Here is a 16939-nt window from a genome sequence, read left to right as displayed (position 1 = left end):
GTCTGCGGTGGCGGGACCTACTGCTTGTCGATGCCGAACAGTTCGAGCGGGTGCGTCAGCCGCCACCAGATGCTCGGCGCGGTGACCTCCTTGGCGAGCGACACCGTCGTCTCTGCCGTGTTCACCGGACCCTTGGCGCTCAGCGTGCCGGCCTTCGCGCCGGCCGTGGTCTTGGAGCCGAGTGCGAGATCCGCGGTGGCCGTGGCGGTCGCGCCGTTCCACAGCACCACCCGCACGTCGGAGTCGGTGACGACGTTCACCTCGCCGCCCCACTCGGTCGTGACCTTCCCGACGACCGTGCCCTTCGGGACCGACACCGGCTGATCGGCGAGCGACTTCTCCATGCCGGCCAGCAGCTCCCGGGTGACGGCGAGCCGATCCTTGCTGCTGTCCTGCCCGAGCACCGAGGTGAACAGGCGCACGGTCGTGTCGCCCACCTTCACCTCTTTGGCGGTGAGCAGGTTCCAGTGGTCGAGCGTGCCGGTCTTGATGCCGATCACGCCGGGGTCGTCGAGCATCTTGTTGGTGTTGGTCACGGTGCCGACGCCCGGGATCTCGGCGCTGCGGGTGGCGACGATCTCCGCGAAGACGGGATTGCGCATCGCCAGCTCGCTGAGCCGCAGCATCGCCTCGGGCGTCGCGACGTTCGACTTGCTGAACCCGGAGGGGTTCTCCAGTGTGATGCCCTCGATGCCGTTGTCGCGCAGCCACTTCGCCGAGGCATCGGCGAAGGCGGCCTCCGAGCCCCAGATCTCCCTGGCGAGCCGGTCGATGTAGTTGTTCGCCGACCCCAGCAGCACGCCCTGGAGCATCTGGTACTCGGTCAGGCTCCCGCCGACGGGCACATCCAGCGAGGACTGGTTCGAACGGCGGTATTTCCTGAAGTCGCGCTGATCGGCTCTGGTGAACGCGAAGCTGGGTCCCTGCTCGCCCACCTTGAGGGGCAGCTTGTCGAGCACCATCATCACCGAGGCGACCTTGCTGAGGCTCGCGATCTGGTCGCGGTCGGAGGTGGAGGCCACCGGGTTCATGCCCAGCACGGCCACCGCTGCGCTGCCCGTGGCGGGCCAGGTCACGGTCGCGGCCGGCGCCGCGGCGATCTCGACGGGCGCGTTCTGCACGGCCGGTGCGACGTTGTCGAGCGGAGCGAGCAGCGTACCGCCGACGTAGCTCGCGCACAGGGTGCCGATGATCCCGAGGGGGAGGATCAGCCGGAGCCGTCGTCCCGTGGGAACGAGGCGGGCCCCGGCGAACAGCGCGGGAGCAGTCTCCGGTTCGGTCGACGGCATCGCCCCGACCTTCCGCGGATCGATCCAGGTCAGCGCGGTGATCGGATGCTGCTCATCGGCCCACACGGTCACCTGGTCGGGTTGCGCCTCGACCGGGTGCTCGGGGACCTCGGTGGTGCCGGCCTCCGCGGCCAGCGCGTTCTCGATGTCGCTCAGGAAGAGGGGGGAAGGCTCCTCGGCGGTCACGGGAGCGGGCTCGTCGAACAACTCGGGGGCATCGGCCTTCGCCGGCGCGTCGAACAGATCGGCGATCGCGGGGGAGGCGGAGTCATCGGCGGTCGGAGCGGGGACGGCGTCCTCGGCGCCCAGCAGCCGGGGGTCGGCGAGCGCTTCTGCAGGCGGGAGGGCGTCGCCGGACGAGGATGCGGCTGCTCGCGCGGCGCCGGCATCGGGGATCACGCGTACGGGAGTGGTCGGGTCATCGAGCAGGTCGGAGAGCTCATCCGCGAGCGCGGTCGGCTCGGCGACGGCGTCGGGTGCGGCATCCGCCGGTCCCGCAGCTCCCGCATCGGGCGTGGGCGTCCCATCGATGGCATCCACAGCGCCAGTATCGCCGCTGAACGGGGTGGTCGTGATGATCGCCGTCCCGGCGGGCGTCGTGTCGGCGGACGCGGCGGCCGTCGCGGAGGCGGGCTCGGCGTGCGCGCGCGCCTTCTCGCGCAGCGAACGGCGCGTGGCAGCGCGCGTGGACTCGGGGGAGACAGTCACCCGATACACGCTACCAACCATCCCCGTGAACGAACCGACTAGAATCGAGGGCACAACCACGGGAGTCCGGCGTGCCGGGCTGAGAGGAAGCGACCCGCGCTTCGACCGTCGAACCTGATCCGGATCATGCCGGCGCAGGGAGGAGTTCAGATGAGTGCATCCATGTCCGCACCCGCCGCACAGGGCGTCACCGCTGTCGCACAGCCGCGCTGGCGCGTCGTCGACATCGTCGTGGCAGCCGTCCTCGGCGTCGCGACCGGCCTGATCTTCTGGGGCTGGAACATCGTCGGAGGCGCCTGGTTCGGTGCCGCCGACGCCGTCACCCCGGGCCTCGGCGGCATCGCCGTCGGCATCTGGCTGATCGGCGGCGTGATCGGCGGTCTGGTGATCCGCAAGCCCGGTGCCGCGCTGGTCGTCGAGGTGGTCGCCGCGATCATCTCGATGCTGATCGGCAACGTGTGGGGCGTCTCCACCGTGCTCTCCGGCATCGTGCAGGGCCTGGGGGCGGAGCTGATCTTCGCGCTGTTCCTCTACCGTCGGTTCACGCTGCCCGTTGCGATGCTCGCCGGTGTCGGTGCGGGCGCGGCGGCCTGGATCTTCGAGATGTTCTACGGCTCCTCGCCGAACTTCCTGAAGTCCTTCGAGTTCAACGCGATCTACCTCGGCACCCTGGCGGTCTCGGGCGCGCTGCTGGCCGGCCTCGTCGGCTGGCTGCTCGTCCGCGCGCTCGCCGCGACCGGCGCGCTGAGCCGATTCGCCGCCGGCCGGGAAGCACGCCAGGAGGTCTGAGCGTGACGGCTCCGGCTCGCGTCACCGCGGACGGATGGGGCTGGCGCTATGCGGGCCGGCGCCTTCCCGCGGTCAGTGACGCGACCTTCACGATCGAGCCCGGCGAGCGCGTGCTGCTGCTCGGTGCCTCCGGCGCCGGCAAGTCGACGCTGCTCGCCGGTCTCGCCGGCGTGCTCGGCGACGCGGAGGAGGGTGAGCGCACCGGAACTCTTCTCGTCGACGGCGCGGCGCCCGAGGCGCGCCGCGGCGCGATGGGACTCGTGCTGCAGGACCCGGATGCCGGCGTCGTGCTCTCCAAGGTCGGTGACGACGTCGCGTTCGGATGCGAGAACCTCGCCGTCCCCGCCGAGCAGATCCCCGGTCGTGTGGCGGAGGCGCTCGAGGCGGTCGGCCTCGACGTCCCACTGGATCGGCCGACCAAGATGCTCTCCGGCGGGCAGAAGCAGCGGCTCGCGCTGGCCGGCGTCCTGGCCATGCGCCCCGGTCTGCTGCTGCTGGACGAGCCGACCGCCAACCTCGACCCCGAGGGCGTGCGGGAGGTGCGCGAGAGCGTCGGCCGGGTCCTGGATGCCACCGGCGCCACGCTCGTCGTCGTCGAGCACCGCACCGAGATCTGGGCGGACCTGCTGACTCGCGTGATCGTGCTGGCGGCCGACGGAGGTCTGCTCGCGGACGGGACGCCGGCGGAGGTCTTCGGCCGCTACGGCGACGTGCTGGCGGATGCCGGCGTGTGGGTGCCCGATCGCGGCATCCCCCTCCCGATCCTGGAGCCCGCCGGCGGGACAGCGGATGCCGTGCTCGAGACCGCCTCTCTCGCGGTGACCCGCGACGGGCGCACCGCGGTGCAGACCGGACTCGACCTGAGCGTGCCGCGCGGCGCTGCCACGGTCATCACCGGGCCGAACGGGGCGGGCAAGTCCACTCTGGCGCTCACGCTCGCGGGCCTGCTGCCCGAGCTCGAGGGCGCGGTGACCGCGGCATCCGATCTGGCCGGACGCTCCGGCAGGCGCCCGTCGCGCTGGACCTCGCGCGAGCTGCTCACCCGCATCGGCACGGTCTTCCAGGAACCCGAGCACCAGTTCCTCGCCCGCACGCTGCGCGACGAGCTCGCGGTCGGACCGCGCGCACTGAAGAAGTCGGATGCCGAGGCCACCGCGATCGCGGACGACCTGCTCGAGCGGCTCCAGCTGGCCTCGCTGGCGCTCGCCAACCCGTTCACGCTCAGCGGCGGCCAGAAGCGGCGACTGTCGGTGGCCACCGTGCTCGCCTCCGCGCCGCAGGTGATCGTGCTCGACGAGCCGACCTTCGGGCAGGACCGGCGCGGGTGGATCGGCATCGTCGAGCTGCTGCAGGAGGAGATCGTCGCGGGCCGCACGGTGGTCGCGGTGAGCCATGACGCGTCGGTCGTGCGGCATCTCGGCGGGCATCGGGTGGAACTGGCCGTCGCCGCCGCGGCATCCGGAGGGGCGAGGTGACCGTCGTGAGGGCGCAGACCCGGGTATCCGCTCTCGCCGGCACGACGCGCGCCGCCTGGCTCGATGGTGTCAACCCGGTGACCAAGCTCGTGCTGGCCCTCCTGCTCTCGGTTCCGCTGTTCGCATCGATCGACCCGGTCAGCGCGCTGGTCGCGATCGCGCTGCAGCTGCTGTGCCTTCCCCTCACCGGCCTTGCAGTGCTTACGGTGCTGCGCCGGCTGCTGCCCATCGCGCTGTTCTCGCCGATCGCGGGGCTGAGCATGCTGCTGTACGCCGAGCCCGAGGGGCACGTGTTCTGGCGATTCGGCGTCGCCGCGATCAGCGAGGGATCGATCGAACTGGCCATCGCCGTGACGCTGCGCGTGATCGCGCTGGGTCTGCCGACCATCCTGCTCTTCGGGCGCACCGACCCCACCGAGCTCGGCGACGCGCTCGCGCAGGTCGCTCACCTGCCGAGCCGCTTCGTGCTGGGCGTGCTCGCCGGCACGCGGATGCTGGGACTGTTCCTCGATGACTGGCGCACGATGGCGCTGGCCCGCAGGGCGCGCGGTGTCGGTGATCACGGTGCGCTGCGCCGCTTCTTCTCGATGGCGTTCGTGCTGCTCGTGTTCGCCGTGCGCCGCGGCACCAAACTGGCGATGGCCATGGAGGCGCGCGGCTTCGGTTCCGGCCTCCCGCGCACGTGGTCGCGGCCCTCGCGACTGCATCCGCGAGACGCCGTCGCGGTGCTGGGCGGGGTGGCCATCATGGTGATCGCGATCGCCGCCGCCGTGGCATCGGGGGTCTTCCGCTTCGTGTGGAGCTGACAGGGCTCCGTCGGCGGTCGACTCAGGTCGCGTTCCACAGCTCCCGGTAGTACGCCAGCCTCTCGCGGTCGGGCTCCAGGCCGTACGCCTCGATGAGCGCGTCCTCCCAGCCCGGTCCGTAGTTCCACTCGGTGCTCATAGAGGCGACCGCGATGTCGCCCCAGCGGTCGCCCACGCCGAGCAGCCCGAGGTCGACGTGCGCCAGCCAGCGGCCGTCGTCCCCGATCAGGGTGTTCGGGCAGCAGGCATCCGCGTGGCAGACGACAAGACGGTCGATCGGCGGGGCGTCATGGAAGCGCTCGGGGACGCGGATGCCTCGGCGCTCGGCGTTCGCGATGCGGCTCTCGACCGCCCAGTCCCACGGGCAGTCGTCGGCGGGCAGCGCGTCGTGCAGTGCCCGCAGGCCCTCGCCGACCGCGCGCACCGCGATCTCGGGGCGCGCCACCCAGCGCGGGTGCACGGCGCTGTCGCCGTCGATCGCCTTCGTGACCAGCCACTCGTGGGTGGCATCGTGACCCTGGTCGATGACCTCCGGCACCCGGATCCAGTGCCCCGCCCAGCGCAGCCTCTCGGCCTCGTCGCGCAGGTTCCACTCGTCGTTGCGTGGGCCCCACTTGATGTAGAACGGATGCCCGGCGGCCGGGCTCGCGCGGAAGGTCAGGCCGCCGATGTCGTTCGCCCAGACGGGTTCGAGCCGGGCGTCACCGGCCAGGTCGTGCACGCGGTCAGGGACGTCGACGGGCGCTGCAGGAATGGACATGCATCCATCCTGACCCGTCAGCGGCGCGGGCGCGCTCAGCCGCCCATCCAGCCGGCGATGCCCTCGGCCGCCTCGCTGATGACCGAGATCAGCCACACGATGAGTCCGACGAGCCCGAAGACGAACGCGAACCAGGGGAAGCGGCTGCGCAGCCGTCGACCCTGCCGGGCGACGCCGAGCGGGCGTGCACCGGGCCACGAACCGACCGCGTCCTCCGGCATGAGCCTGTCATCGCGCCACTGCGCCCACTGGCGCGCCATGTCGCGGATCGACTCGACCGTCTCGAGCAGTCCCCGCCAGCTGTCGCCGTCGGTCGTGATGATGCCCTGCGGGGCGTAGAGCCGCACGGTCGAACCGCTGAGCTCGACGTCCAGCGCGCGGGCGTGTGTGAGCAGTGACTGCATGATGTCGGGAGGCAGCAGGTACAGGGCATCCCTCTCGTAGCCGGTCGGACAGTACATGCGGAACGAGCGGTCGAAGTCGCCCTCGAGCTTGAGGCGCTGATCGCGCACCGGATCGAGCACCAGGTTGCTGCGTCCGAACGGGCCGTCGTTGGCGCGGCTGTCGAGCACGATGTGCGGCAGCTCGGCCGCGACCGAGAAGGTCGCGTACTCGGTGGTCCTGACCGTTCGGCTGCGCCCGGTGCCCGTCACCGACTTGTAGCGGCCGAACTCGACGCCCCGATCGGCGGTGCGCAGCACGTCGAACAGGTTCTCGTCGCCGCCGGCCTCGAACGCCGGGCCGACGGCGCCGCCGGACGGCGCCCAGAAGCGATAGGTCCAGCCGTTCGCCGCCGCGAAGCCACGAAGGCGCACCCGCCGCCGGTCCTCGGCCAGCCAGCGTGCGGCGATCCACACCGGCACGGCGAGCATGCCGAGCGGGATGAGGACTCCGATGATCGCGAACGCGATGTCGGCGGCGTCCGGTCGGCCGGACAGCATCCGCGCCGACATCGGGGCGAAGAGCGTCAGCGTCAGCCCGAACATCGCCACGATCAGCAGCAGGACGGCCGCGCGGGGCCGGCGTGCGCTCGCCGGACCGGCGGCATCCGCCTCGCGCGCGATCGCGCGCGCCTCGGCGAGGGGCACGGATGCTGTCAGCGCAGCGGTGTCGAGCTCTGTGGCGGCACGCAGGGGCACGTCGCCAGCGTAGCGGTCAGTCCAGCAGCGACTTCAGCACGCCCTCGAGCACGACGGCGTGGTTGTGCTCGGTGTTCGCCACCGCGTAAACCAGCGTGACGACGGGGCGGCCCCGGAGCTCATCGACCAGGGCCTGCAGCGCCGGCGCGCTCTCGTCGGCCAGCTGCGCACGGTAACGATCGGCGTTCACCTCGAAATCGGCGTCCGGAGCCGCATGCCAGTCGTGCCGGAGTGCGGTGCTGGGGGCGACGTCCTTGGCCCACAGATCGATCGCGGCACGCTCCTTCGACACGCCCCGTGGCCACAGCCGGTCGACGAGAACCCGGAACCCGTCTTCGGCTGAAGCGCTGTCGTAGGCTCGTTTCCGACGGAGTTCCATGTGCTCAGCATCCCCCTCCTGCGGTGATCCCGCCAGTGGGGAGACTCAGAACCACGTATGCTGAGACTCAGTCGCAATCACCGTCGGTGCGAACCGCCGTCCGGTGAAACCTCCGTCAACACCGCCGTTCGATTCAACCAGTGCCGTTCGAAGGAGAACTCATGCAGATCACGGGACAGGGCGCGCTCATCACGGGCGGAGCCAGCGGACTCGGACTCGCGACCGCACGGCGTCTCGCCGCAGCCGGCGCGCAGGTCACGATCATCGACCTGCCGAACTCGGCCGGTGCCGAGATCGCCGCGGAGCTCGGCGGCACGTTCGCGCCCGCCGACGTCACCAGCGCCGAGCAGGTGGCCGCGGCCGTGGCATCCGCTCAGGCGACCGCACCGCTGCGCGTGGTCGTCAACTGCGCGGGCATCGCCCCGCCCGCCAAGGTGCTCGACCGCGACGGCAACCCGGCCGATCTGGACGCGTTCGAGCGCATCATCCGCATCAACCTCGTCGGCACGTTCAACGTGATCTCGCAGGCGTCCGCCGTCATCGCCCAGAACGAGCCGACCGACGACGGCGACCGTGGCGTGATCGTCAGCACCGCCAGCGTCGCGGCCTTCGACGGCCAGATCGGGCAGCCCGCGTACTCCGCGTCCAAGGGCGGCGTGCACGCCATGACCCTGCCGATCGCGCGCGAGCTGGCCCGCTACGGCATCCGCGTCTGCACGATCGCCCCCGGCATCATGGAGACGCCGATGCTCGCCGGCCTTCCGCAGGCGGCGCAGGACTCGCTCGGCCAGCAGGTGCCGTATCCGTCCCGCCTCGGCAGGCCCGACGAGTACGCCGCGCTGGTGGAGCACATCGTCGCCAACGGCTACCTGAACGGCGAGACCATCCGCCTGGACGGCGCCATCCGCATGGCCCCGAAGTGACCATTCGCCGACCTGAACGCACGCTCGAAGGAGAACCCATGTCCCTCACAGGAAAGACCATCCTGATGTCGGGCGGCAGCCGCGGCATCGGCCTCGCCATCGCGCTGCGCGCCGCGGCCGACGGCGCGAACATCGCGATGCTCGCCAAGACCGACACCCCGCACCCCAAGCTCGAGGGCACCGTGCACACCGCCGCCGAGGCGATCCGCGCGGCGGGCGGGAAGGCCCTGCCGATCGTCGGCGACGTGCGCAGCGACGACGACATCACCGAGGCCGTGCTGAAGACACAGGGCGAGTTCGGCGGTATCGACATCGTGATCAACAACGCGAGCGTCATCGACCTCTCGCGCTCCGCCGACCTGGCCGCCAAGAAGTACGACCTGATGCAGGACGTCAACGTGCGCGGCACGTTCATGCTCTCGCGCGCGGCGGTGCCGGTCATGAAGGATGCCCCGAACCCGCACATCCTCTCGTTGTCGCCGCCGCTGAACATCTCGGCGAAGTGGCTGGGAGCCCACACCGGCTACACGCTGGCGAAGTACGGCATGACGATGGCGACGCTGGGTCTCGCTGCCGAGTTCGCGGATGCCGGCATCGCCGCCAACACGCTCTGGCCGCGCACCACGATCGCCACCGCCGCCGTGCAGAACCTGCTCGGCGGGGACCGGGTGATGGCGGCCAGCCGCACCGCCGACATCTACGCGGACGCCGCCTACTCGGTGCTGAACAAGCCGGCCGCCTCGTACACGGGCCAGACGCTCATCGTCGAGGACGTGCTCGAGGCCGACGGCGTGACCGACTTCTCGAAGTACGCGGCCGTGCCCGGCACCCCCGACGACCGGCTGTTCCCGGACATCTTCCTGGACTGAAGGGCGCTCCCGTCGTTCTCGCTCCTGCTGATCGCCGCCGCCCCTGCTCATCGACGTCAATGAGCAGGGGCGAGGTAGCTCAGCAGGGGCGAGAACGGGTCAGCCCCGCGCCGCGGCCAGTGCGGCGGCGAAGCGGGCGGCTCGGGCCTCGAGGTCGGCCCAGTCGCCGGCCGTGATGGACGCCGAGTTCGCCAGGTCCCCGCCCGCGCCGACGGCCACGGCGCCGGCTGCGAACCAGTCCGCCACGTTCTCGGGCTTGACGCCACCCGTGGGCATCAGCGGCGCGTCGGGGAACGGGCCGCGCAGCGCACCGAGGTAGGACGGTCCGCCGAGGGATGCCGGGAAGATCTTCACCACGTCGACGCCCAGCTCCAGCGCCGCCATGACCTCGGTCGGCGTCAGTGCGCCGGTCATGACGACCTTGCCGGTGTCGAGCATGGCGCGGGTGAGGGCGGGGAGTGTGCCGGGGCTCACCAGGAACTCCGCACCGGCCTCGGCCGCAGCCGCCGCCTGCTCGGGCGTGGTGACCGTGCCGGCGCCGATGTACGCCGCGTCGCCGTGGCGGGCGATCAGCTCGCGGATCACGGCGGGGGCGTCGGGTGTGGAGTACGTGACCTCGATACCGGGGATGCCGCCGCGGATGATGGCGTCAGCGGCCTCCAGGGCGGACTCGGGGGAGGGAGCGCGCAGCACGGCGAGGACACCGGCAGCGCGGGCGCGGGAGAGGCGGTCGGTCATGGGGGCTCCGTTCGTCGCTCCATTGTGCGCCGAAACGACTTGTAATTACAAGTCGAGTTCACCAGTTCTCGACGGCGTCCTTCGCCTGTTTCAGCCCCACGCCGGTCTCCTCGCGGTAGCGCTTGATCGCCCGGATCTTCTCGTCGCCGGCGATGAGCGCGGCGATCTCGGCGCGGGCTGCCGGCGTCAGGGCGTCCCCTGGTGCGGAAGCGGAAGCGGAAGCGGATGCCGCCGCGGCCGGCGTCCACGTCGTTCCGGGATCCCAGGCGTCGATCGCGTCCTTGGCCTCCTGCAGTCCCAGCGACTGCAGCTCGCGCAGGCGCTTGATCGCCGCGATCTTCCGGTCGCCGGCGACCAGAGCGTCGATCTCGGCGGACTCCGCGGGAGACAGGGCGCGAGGTGCGATGGACGCCGTCGGCTGCGGTGGCTGCGGCGCCTTCGGCCGCATCCCCTTGGTGGCCCACGGTACGAGCACCAGCAGGACGACGACGGCCACGATCCACATCCATGGTTCCATGCCGACCAGCCTGCCAGTCCGGAGGCTCGGATACCGGGCATCCAGCCCTCTCGCGGGTCGTTCCCCGTACCCTTGATGCATGCCTGCATCCGACAAGACCCCGCCTGCCCGCAGCACGCCCGTGCGCACCACCGGGCCCGCTCGCACGCAGGTGCGCCCTGCCACGGAGGGGTGGACGCAGAAGAAGGATGCCGAGGGGCGGCCGTTGCTGCAGTTCGCGAGCCCCAAGCGCGGCAAGCCGCCCGTGCACCTGGCCGACATGACGCCCGAGGAGCGCATCACGAAGGTGAAGGAGCTGGGGCTCCCCGGTTTCCGTGCGAAGCAGCTGTCGACCCACTACTTCACGCACTACACCTCCGACCCGGCGCACATGACCGACCTTCCCGCGGACCAGCGCGAGGAGCTCGTCGGCGGGATGCTGCCGCCGCTCATGACCGAGGTGCGCCGGCTCACCACCGACCGCGGCGACACCATCAAGTTCCTCTGGCGGCTGCATGACGGCGCCCTGGTCGAATCGGTGCTGATGCGCTATCCCGGCCGGATCACGCTGTGCGTGTCGTCGCAGGCGGGCTGCGGCATGAACTGCCCCTTCTGCGCCACCGGCCAGGCGGGCCTGACCCGCAACATGTCGACGGCCGAGATCGTCGAGCAGATCGTGCGCGCCAACCGCGCCATCGCGAACGGCGAGCTGGGCGGCAAGCGGGCGAGCGACCACTCCATGGAGCGGGTCTCGAACATCGTGTTCATGGGCATGGGTGAGCCGCTGGCCAACTACAAGCGCGTGATGGATGCCGTGCGCGTGATGGTCGCGCCGCAGCCGAACGGCCTGGGCATGAGCGCCCGAGGCATCACGGTGTCCACCGTCGGCCTGGTCCCGGCGATCCGCAAGCTCGCCGACGAGAACATCCCAGTGACTTTCGCCCTCTCGCTGCACGCCCCCGACGACCAGCTGCGCGACGAGTTGATCCCGGTCAACTCGCGCTGGAAGGTCGACGAGGCGCTGGATGCCGCGCGCGAGTACTTCGAGAAGACCGGCCGCCGTGTCTCGATCGAGTACGCGCTGATCAAGGACATGAACGACCACGCCTGGCGCGCCGACCTGCTCGCGGAGAAGCTCAATGCGCGCGGCCGCGGCTGGGTGCACGTGAACCCGATCCCGCTGAACCCCACGCCCGGGTCGATCTGGACCTCGTCCGACATCGACGTGCAGAACGAGTTCGTGCGCCGCCTGAACGACGCAGGCATCCCGACCACCCTGCGCGACACCCGCGGCAAGGAGATCGACGGAGCCTGCGGTCAGCTGGTCGCGACCACCGAGGACGAGGCCGCCGCGGCGGCGATGGCCTGAGCGCGCTCCGCCGCGGCGAGGCTCAGGCGTTCCCGGGCGTTCGGAGGCGCAGCATCCGGCCCGACCCCTCGATGAGCTCGGGCCACGAGCCGACGTCGACGGCGCACTCCGCGACGGCGCAGGTCGGGAACTCCACGAAGGCACCGGTCAGCTCGGCGACGGCGTCCGTCATTCCGGGGTTGTGGCCGACCAGCATCGCCACGTCGATGTCGTCGGGGAGGGCTGACGCGACTTCGAGGATCGTGCGGGCGGATGCCGCATACAGCGCGTCCTCCTCGATCACCGGGATGCCGAAGGCCGCGGCGTACTCGTCGGCGGTGCTGCGCGCGCGGACGGCGGTGCTCGACACGATGCGCTGGACTGCGATGCCCTCACCGAGCAGACGGGCGGCCATGGCCGGGGCGTCACGACGACCTCGGCCGTTCAGTGGCCGGTCCTGATCTGCGAGGCCGTGCAGGCCCCAGTCCGACTTCGCGTGGCGGGCCAGCAGCAGCGTCTTCATGCGTCCAGCCTGACAGGGTGACCGCGACGCCGCATCCCTTTCCTGGGAGCCGTTCGCAGGGTTCGTCCGGGAGTCGCTCAGCCGGGGTTTCCTAGCCTGGAGGGATGTCTTACTCCGCGCATCGCCCTGGACGGATGGGCTCGCAGGACCGCATCGAGGTCGACGGCGACGGCTCGAACGACGCGACGTCGGCTGCCGAGGTGCCCGAGTTCTTCACCCGCGAGTACCGGCCGTCCGGCCCCGACGCGGATGCCGGCATCGCCGCGAGCACCCTCGACGACGCGGCAGACCGCTCCACGCGGCCCAACCCGGTCGTGCAGGACGCGCAGGAGACCGAGCCGTTCGACGTCGAGGACTTCCCGTTCTTCGACGAGCCCTCCCGGCCGAGCCGGGTGGTCGTCGACGAGGCCGCGGCATCCGAGCCGCTGACCGTCGAGCCGATGCCCGCCGAGCCGGTGTCCGCGCCCGCTCCGGAGCCCGCCCGCGCCCGGCGTCCCCGCCGCGAGCGCGTACCGGGTTCGCGCCTGCGCACGCTCGCGATCCTCGGCGGTGCCGACGGCCCGATCCTCGACCGTGTTCCGGGCGAGACGCCCCGCTTCGTGCAGATGTTCTTCGTGCTCGCCGGAACCGCGCTGGTCTCTGCGATCTCGATGCTGTTCGCGCTCACGACCGGCGTGCAGGTGGCGATCTTGCTGGCCGTACCGCTCGCGATCGTGTGGGCGGCGATCATCTTCAACCTCGACCGCTTCCTCACAGCGACCATGTCGTCGTCGCGCAGCATCGGCAAGCTGATCGCGCTGGCCGTCCCGCGCGTGGCGATGGCGGCGCTGATCGGCTTCCTCGTCGCGGAGCCGCTCGTGCTGCAGGTGTTCCACAACGACATCGCCCGCGAGGTGGCGTCCACCAACATCACCCAGTCGCAGTCCGACCAGAAGGCCCTCGAGAAGGGGCCGGAGAAGAAGGCCCTCGACGCCGCGACCAAGCGGGTCGCCGCGCTTGAGAACCAGGCCGCAACCGGCATCGTCGCAGGCACCGACAAAGGCTCGGCCTCGACCGCCGCCGCCAAGTCCACCGTCGACGATCTCACCGGCAAGATGGCCGAGCAGCAGAAGGTGATCGACTCCGCCCGTGCGCTGTACCAGTGCGAGCTGACCGGGGAGGGCGCAGGCACGGTGCCCGGCTGCACCGGCGTGCACGGCCAGGGTTCCAGCTCGGATGCCGCGAAGGCCCAGCTCGCCCAGGCCCAGCAGACCTACGACGCCCTGGCCGCGCAGCTGCGCGCCGCCAACGGCGACCTGTCCAGCGCTGAGACGGCCGAGAAGGCCAACACCACGGCATCCGAGTCGACCAACCGCCGGCAGGCCAAGGACCAGCTGCCCGCGGCGAAGAAGACCTACGAGAACGCGCTCGCCGCGTACAACGCGCGTGCGGATTCGGTCGCGCAGGGCAACGCCGGGGCGATCGGGCTGCTCAGTCAGATCACCGGCCTGAACCGCCTGGCCGACAAGGAGCCCGCGATCTTCTGGGCCCACTGGCTGATCGCCGCACTCTTCTTCATGATCGAGCTGCTGCCGGTCCTGGTGAAGGTGCTCACCAGCTACGGCGACCCGTCGCTGTACGAGAAGACCGCCGCGATCCGGAAGCAGGTCGAGCTCGACCGGGTGACCGCCGACGGCTTCCGCGACCGCGCGGCGATCGTTGCGCAGGATGCCCCGCAGCCGACGGCATCCGCACCGCCACGGTTGCCGGACGATCACGCCGGCACGCCGACCGTGCCGCTGACCCGCGCCGACATCCGCGAGTCCGTGTCCGTCTGACCCGACGCGCTCAGGCGGGCTGCACCTCGACGGTCACGCCCTCGACCCAGCGGCGGATGCGTCCGGCGGCGTCGACGAGCAGGCCTGATGTGCCGGTCGCGCGGGGAAGCCAGTCCAGGTCGGCGCCCGCGGCGACGATCGCGGTGGCCCAGACATCCGCACGGGTGAGGCTCTCGGCGATGACCGTGGCCGAGCGGATGCCTGTGGCGGCCGCGCCCGTACGGGGGTCGATGATGTGCGCCCCGCGCTCCGCGCCGCCCGAGGTCGCGACGGCGCCGTTGCGCACGGGAACGGTCGCGATCACCTGAGCGCGATCGGAGGGGTCGACGATGCCGATGTTCCAGGTCCAGTCCGACTCCTCGGCGGTGAAGACCTGCAGGTCGCCCCCGACGTCGAGCCCGACGGCGTGCACGCCTGGCACGTTCAGCAGCGGCAGGAGGTGCTCACGGGCCGCGCGCTCGGTCGCCCAGCCCTTCACGTATCCGGTCGGGTCGAAGACGCCGCCCGGATGCGCGCTGAACAGCCCGCGCGTCTCGAACTCCGCTCCGTCGCAGGCCGCCTCGACCTCGGCCACCCAGGGGTCGGCATCCGCGATCCGCAGCTCGCCGCGGGCGATGCGCCGCACCTCCGATGCGGGGTCGTACATCGAGAAGACCCGATCTGCGCGGCGCAGCACGTCGAAGCAGGACTCGATCGCGGCCCTGACATCACCACCGGCGGCTCCGCCGATCACGTGCGCACTGGCGACAGTGCCCATCACGGGGCACACCTGCACGTGCCGGGCGGTCATGACTTCGCCTGATCGAGCGCGCTCTGCAGCGATTGCTGATACCCCTGGCTCGTGTACGTCGCGCCGGAGATCATGTCGATCTGCGCCGACTGCGCGGAGGTGGTCTCGCTGACCAGCATCGGCACGGCCTGCTGGTTGATCTGCCGGTCGCGAGGGTTCTCGTTCGGGTACTCGACCACGTCGACGGATGCGATGCTCCCGCCGCTCACCGTGACCTGCACCTGCACCGGCCCGTAGCGGGTGCTCGCCGCATCGCCGGTGAAGGTGCCGTCCTTCAGACCGGATGAGGTTGTGGTGCCGGTCGTGCTGCCGGTTCCGTCAGCCCCGGTCGTGGAGCCGGAACCGGTGCCGCTGCCGGACGTCGAGTCGCTGGGCGTCGACCCCGAACCGGACCCCGTCCCCGAACCGGACGTACCGGTCGACGCGGCCGGTGCGGCGGCGTTCGCCGTCGGGATCTCCGCCCCCGTGGAGGTGCGGTAGCTGAACAGCAGCACCAGCCCGCTGACGGTGGCGAGCATCGCGTAGGCGATGCGCTTCATCGGTCGTTCCATGATCTTCTCCTCGTCGTCAGGGTCGTCGTCCGCGTTCACAGGGCCGGATGCTCAGATCGCGAACGCCTCGCGGCGGATGCGCTCGGGCGGGAAACCGGCCGCGCGCAGGTCGCGCAGCACGGCATCCGCCCAGTCCGGCGGACCGCACACGTACACCTCGTGCTCGAGCACATCGGGAGCGAGGTGACGCAGAGCGTCGGCACCGTTCCAGCGGGAGTGCGACTCCGGCAGCCACACGGCACCGGACCGCGCGCGGCGTCCGGGCAGGGCGATGTGACGCACGCCGCGGTCGCGCACCAGCCCGGCCAGCGCATCCGTGCGCAGCGCCACCTCGGGAGTGGTGTCGCGGGTGATGATCACCGCCTCGCCCGGGGCGTACGACTCTCCCTCGAGCAGCGACACCAGGGGCGCGACGCCGGCGCCCGCGCCGATCATCAGCATCCGCCGACCTCGCCTGCGCTCGCCGGTGAATCCGCCGTAGGGACCCTCGACGTGCACCCGGGTGCCCGGCCGCAGGGCGGCGAGCCGCGACGTTCCGTCGCCGACGAGCCGGGCCGAGATGGTCAGCTCGTCGCCGGTCGGCGCGGCCGAGAGCGAGAAGGGATGCCCTCGCGTCCAGCCCGGCCCGTCCATGAAGCGCCAGACGAAGAACTGCCCTGGCTGCGCGCCGAGTCGCGCGATGCCCTCGCCGCGCATCCGCACGGTCACCCCGTCGGCGCCGTCCCGGGTGACGCTCGCGACGCGCAGCAGATGCCGGCGGGAGCGCACCAGCGGCACGATCACGCGATAGGCGATCACCGCGACGGCGGTCAGGATCCACAGGCCCCACCAGTACCAGGTGGCCGCGGCGGAGGCCGTGAAGTCCGACCCCGTCCACAGCTGATGCGGCAGCGCGAGCCCTGCGCCGAGATAGCCGTACAGGTGCAGCAGGTGCCACGACTCGTAGCGCAGCCGGCGCCGTGCGCGTTTCATCGAGGTGAGTGCGACGAGGATGACGAGCGCGGTGCCCGCGGCCGCCAGCAGCATCCCCGGGTAGTCCACGACGAACTGCCACAGTTGCACGAGCGGGTTGAGCCCGGCGGATGCCGCATAGCCGAGCGTCTGCAGCCCGATGTGCGTGAGGAGCAGCGCGAACGACCAGAAGCCGACGAGCCGGTGCATCCGCGTCATCCCGTCGCGGCCGAATCCGCGCTCGAACAGCGGGACGCGCGCCATCAGCAGCACCTGCAGGAGCAGCAGGTTCGAGGCGACCAGACCCGTGAGGCGGCCGGCCGAGTTCAGCAGATCGGCGCGGCTCGTGAACAGCGCCTGCACACCTCCGCCGGCGACCCACAGAGCCACGACGTACAGGCAGGTCGTCCAGACGACGACGGTGGCGCCGAGACTCCACAGCTCGGCACGGCGCCGCCGTACGCCGGCGCTGGGGCGGCGGGCTCGTGCGCGGCTTGCCGGTGCGCCGGCCGGAGCGGTGATCGTGACCATGTCGTGCCTCCCTGCGGTGGTCGTGTGATGGTTGGCCCGGGTCGCGACGGACGCCGG

Annotated in this window: 17 protein-coding genes and 1 riboswitch; of the genes, 7 read left to right on the top strand and 10 right to left on the bottom strand. The window is 71.3% G+C overall.

All coding sequences use genetic code 11. The features are described from left to right. Nucleotides 1-17: 17 nt before the first annotated feature. Complete coding sequence (locus MIAR_RS16095; protein WP_285637993.1) at nt 18-1997, bottom strand: D-alanyl-D-alanine carboxypeptidase family protein; 1980 nt, start codon at nt 1995-1997, stop codon at nt 18-20. Between the two features lie 48 nt (nt 1998-2045). Then, nucleotides 2046-2157: riboswitch (TPP riboswitch) on the top strand. On the opposite strand from MIAR_RS16095, the gene MIAR_RS16090 reads away from it, so the two are divergent. From MIAR_RS16090 to MIAR_RS16080, 3 genes are all read left to right on the top strand, one after another. After that, entirely contained in the window at nt 2148-2786 is a 639-nt protein-coding gene (locus MIAR_RS16090; protein ID WP_285637991.1) for an ECF transporter S component, read from the top strand. Its footprint overlaps the riboswitch before it by 10 nt. 2 nt (nt 2787-2788) lie before the next feature. Next, nucleotides 2789-4261: an ABC transporter ATP-binding protein gene (locus MIAR_RS16085; RefSeq protein ID WP_285637989.1), complete on the top strand. Its 1473-nt coding sequence runs from the start codon at nt 2789-2791 to the stop codon at nt 4259-4261. Further along, entirely contained in the window at nt 4258-5067 is an 810-nt protein-coding gene (locus tag MIAR_RS16080) for an energy-coupling factor transporter transmembrane component T family protein (protein WP_285637987.1), read from the top strand. Before MIAR_RS16085 ends, MIAR_RS16080 begins: the two co-directional genes overlap by 4 nt. A gap of 22 nt (nt 5068-5089) precedes the next feature. Here the strand turns inward: MIAR_RS16080 and MIAR_RS16075 are convergent, their stop codons facing one another. From MIAR_RS16075 to MIAR_RS16065, 3 genes are read right to left on the bottom strand one after another with little or no spacing between them, the layout of a single operon-like run. After that, nucleotides 5090-5827: an aminoglycoside 3'-phosphotransferase gene (locus MIAR_RS16075; protein ID WP_285637985.1), complete on the bottom strand. Its 738-nt coding sequence runs from the start codon at nt 5825-5827 to the stop codon at nt 5090-5092. Between the two features lie 35 nt (nt 5828-5862). Further along, nucleotides 5863-6966 carry a hypothetical protein gene (locus tag MIAR_RS16070; protein ID WP_285637984.1) on the bottom strand — a complete coding sequence of 368 codons (1104 nt, stop codon included), beginning with the start codon at nt 6964-6966 and terminating at the stop codon, nt 5863-5865. A gap of 16 nt (nt 6967-6982) precedes the next feature. After that, on the bottom strand, nt 6983-7345 hold the full coding sequence (locus tag MIAR_RS16065) for a DUF488 domain-containing protein (protein WP_285637982.1): 363 nt from the start codon (nt 7343-7345) through the stop codon (nt 6983-6985). A gap of 161 nt (nt 7346-7506) precedes the next feature. Here MIAR_RS16065 and MIAR_RS16060 point away from each other — a divergent pair, with 161 nt between their 5' ends. Together MIAR_RS16060 and MIAR_RS16055 are read left to right on the top strand one after the other, a co-directional pair. Further along, entirely contained in the window at nt 7507-8268 is a 762-nt protein-coding gene (locus MIAR_RS16060; RefSeq protein WP_285637981.1) for an SDR family NAD(P)-dependent oxidoreductase, read from the top strand. A gap of 38 nt (nt 8269-8306) precedes the next feature. After that, nucleotides 8307-9137 (top strand): SDR family oxidoreductase, encoded by an 831-nt coding sequence (locus tag MIAR_RS16055; RefSeq protein ID WP_285637980.1) that lies wholly within the window; start codon nt 8307-8309, stop codon nt 9135-9137. A gap of 99 nt (nt 9138-9236) precedes the next feature. Here MIAR_RS16055 and MIAR_RS16050 read toward each other — a convergent pair whose 3' ends face one another. Both MIAR_RS16050 and MIAR_RS16045 read right to left on the bottom strand, forming a co-directional pair. Then, nucleotides 9237-9875, bottom strand: a complete 639-nt coding sequence (locus MIAR_RS16050) for a bifunctional 4-hydroxy-2-oxoglutarate aldolase/2-dehydro-3-deoxy-phosphogluconate aldolase (RefSeq protein WP_285637979.1) — start codon at nt 9873-9875, stop codon at nt 9237-9239. A gap of 58 nt (nt 9876-9933) precedes the next feature. Further along, on the bottom strand, nt 9934-10392 hold the full coding sequence (locus MIAR_RS16045) for a ribosomal protein L7/L12 (protein ID WP_285637978.1): 459 nt from the start codon (nt 10390-10392) through the stop codon (nt 9934-9936). A gap of 79 nt (nt 10393-10471) precedes the next feature. On the opposite strand from MIAR_RS16045, the gene rlmN reads away from it, so the two are divergent. Further along, nucleotides 10472-11740, top strand: coding sequence for a dual-specificity RNA methyltransferase RlmN (rlmN, locus tag MIAR_RS16040; RefSeq protein WP_285637976.1), 1269 nt, complete (start codon nt 10472-10474; stop codon nt 11738-11740). 22 nt (nt 11741-11762) lie between these two features. On the opposite strand, the gene MIAR_RS16035 is transcribed toward rlmN, so the two are convergent. After that, complete coding sequence (locus MIAR_RS16035; RefSeq protein WP_285637974.1) at nt 11763-12242, bottom strand: SixA phosphatase family protein; 480 nt, start codon at nt 12240-12242, stop codon at nt 11763-11765. A gap of 104 nt (nt 12243-12346) precedes the next feature. On the opposite strand from MIAR_RS16035, the gene MIAR_RS16030 reads away from it, so the two are divergent. Further along, entirely contained in the window at nt 12347-14059 is a 1713-nt protein-coding gene (locus MIAR_RS16030; RefSeq protein ID WP_285637972.1) for a DUF4407 domain-containing protein, read from the top strand. Nucleotides 14060-14069: 10 nt separating this feature from the next. On the opposite strand, the gene MIAR_RS16025 is transcribed toward MIAR_RS16030, so the two are convergent. The 3 genes from MIAR_RS16025 to MIAR_RS16015 are packed head-to-tail and all read right to left on the bottom strand — an operon-like array spanning nt 14070 to nt 16882. Beyond that, nucleotides 14070-14849 (bottom strand): FAD:protein FMN transferase, encoded by a 780-nt coding sequence (locus MIAR_RS16025; RefSeq protein WP_285637970.1) that lies wholly within the window; start codon nt 14847-14849, stop codon nt 14070-14072. Then, a complete protein-coding gene (locus MIAR_RS16020; protein ID WP_344289539.1) occupies nt 14846-15400 on the bottom strand; it encodes an FMN-binding protein in 555 nt (184 codons plus the stop codon). Before MIAR_RS16020 ends, MIAR_RS16025 begins: the two co-directional genes overlap by 4 nt. 51 nt (nt 15401-15451) lie before the next feature. Next, on the bottom strand, nt 15452-16882 hold the full coding sequence (locus MIAR_RS16015) for a ferredoxin reductase family protein (RefSeq protein WP_285637968.1): 1431 nt from the start codon (nt 16880-16882) through the stop codon (nt 15452-15454). Nucleotides 16883-16939 lie beyond the last annotated feature (57 nt).

This window comes from Microbacterium arabinogalactanolyticum (assembly GCF_030268005.1).
GTDB lineage: Bacteria > Actinomycetota > Actinomycetes > Actinomycetales > Microbacteriaceae > Microbacterium > Microbacterium arabinogalactanolyticum.
Note: the sequence above shows the minus strand (reverse complement) of the source record. Positions and strands in the feature narration are given on the sequence as shown.

What these genes read in the sequence shown, in the direction of transcription:
- rlmN (WP_285637976.1), top strand. Translation starts at nt 10,472, where the DNA reads ATGCCTGCATCCGACAAGACCCCGCCTGCCCGCAGCACGCCCGTGCGC.
- MIAR_RS16035 (WP_285637974.1), bottom strand. Translation starts at nt 12,242, where the DNA reads ATGAAGACGCTGCTGCTGGCCCGCCACGCGAAGTCGGACTGGGGCCTG.
- MIAR_RS16060 (WP_285637981.1), top strand. Translation starts at nt 7,507, where the DNA reads ATGCAGATCACGGGACAGGGCGCGCTCATCACGGGCGGAGCCAGCGGA.
- MIAR_RS16050 (WP_285637979.1), bottom strand. Translation starts at nt 9,875, where the DNA reads ATGACCGACCGCCTCTCCCGCGCCCGCGCTGCCGGTGTCCTCGCCGTG.
- MIAR_RS16015 (WP_285637968.1), bottom strand. Translation starts at nt 16,882, where the DNA reads ATGGTCACGATCACCGCTCCGGCCGGCGCACCGGCAAGCCGCGCACGA.
- MIAR_RS16075 (WP_285637985.1), bottom strand. Translation starts at nt 5,827, where the DNA reads ATGTCCATTCCTGCAGCGCCCGTCGACGTCCCTGACCGCGTGCACGAC.
- MIAR_RS16020 (WP_344289539.1), bottom strand. Translation starts at nt 15,400, where the DNA reads ATGGAACGACCGATGAAGCGCATCGCCTACGCGATGCTCGCCACCGTC.
- MIAR_RS16045 (WP_285637978.1), bottom strand. Translation starts at nt 10,392, where the DNA reads ATGGAACCATGGATGTGGATCGTGGCCGTCGTCGTCCTGCTGGTGCTC.
- MIAR_RS16025 (WP_285637970.1), bottom strand. Translation starts at nt 14,849, where the DNA reads ATGACCGCCCGGCACGTGCAGGTGTGCCCCGTGATGGGCACTGTCGCC.
- MIAR_RS16090 (WP_285637991.1), top strand. Translation starts at nt 2,148, where the DNA reads ATGAGTGCATCCATGTCCGCACCCGCCGCACAGGGCGTCACCGCTGTC.
- MIAR_RS16065 (WP_285637982.1), bottom strand. Translation starts at nt 7,345, where the DNA reads ATGGAACTCCGTCGGAAACGAGCCTACGACAGCGCTTCAGCCGAAGAC.
- MIAR_RS16055 (WP_285637980.1), top strand. Translation starts at nt 8,307, where the DNA reads ATGTCCCTCACAGGAAAGACCATCCTGATGTCGGGCGGCAGCCGCGGC.
- MIAR_RS16030 (WP_285637972.1), top strand. Translation starts at nt 12,347, where the DNA reads ATGTCTTACTCCGCGCATCGCCCTGGACGGATGGGCTCGCAGGACCGC.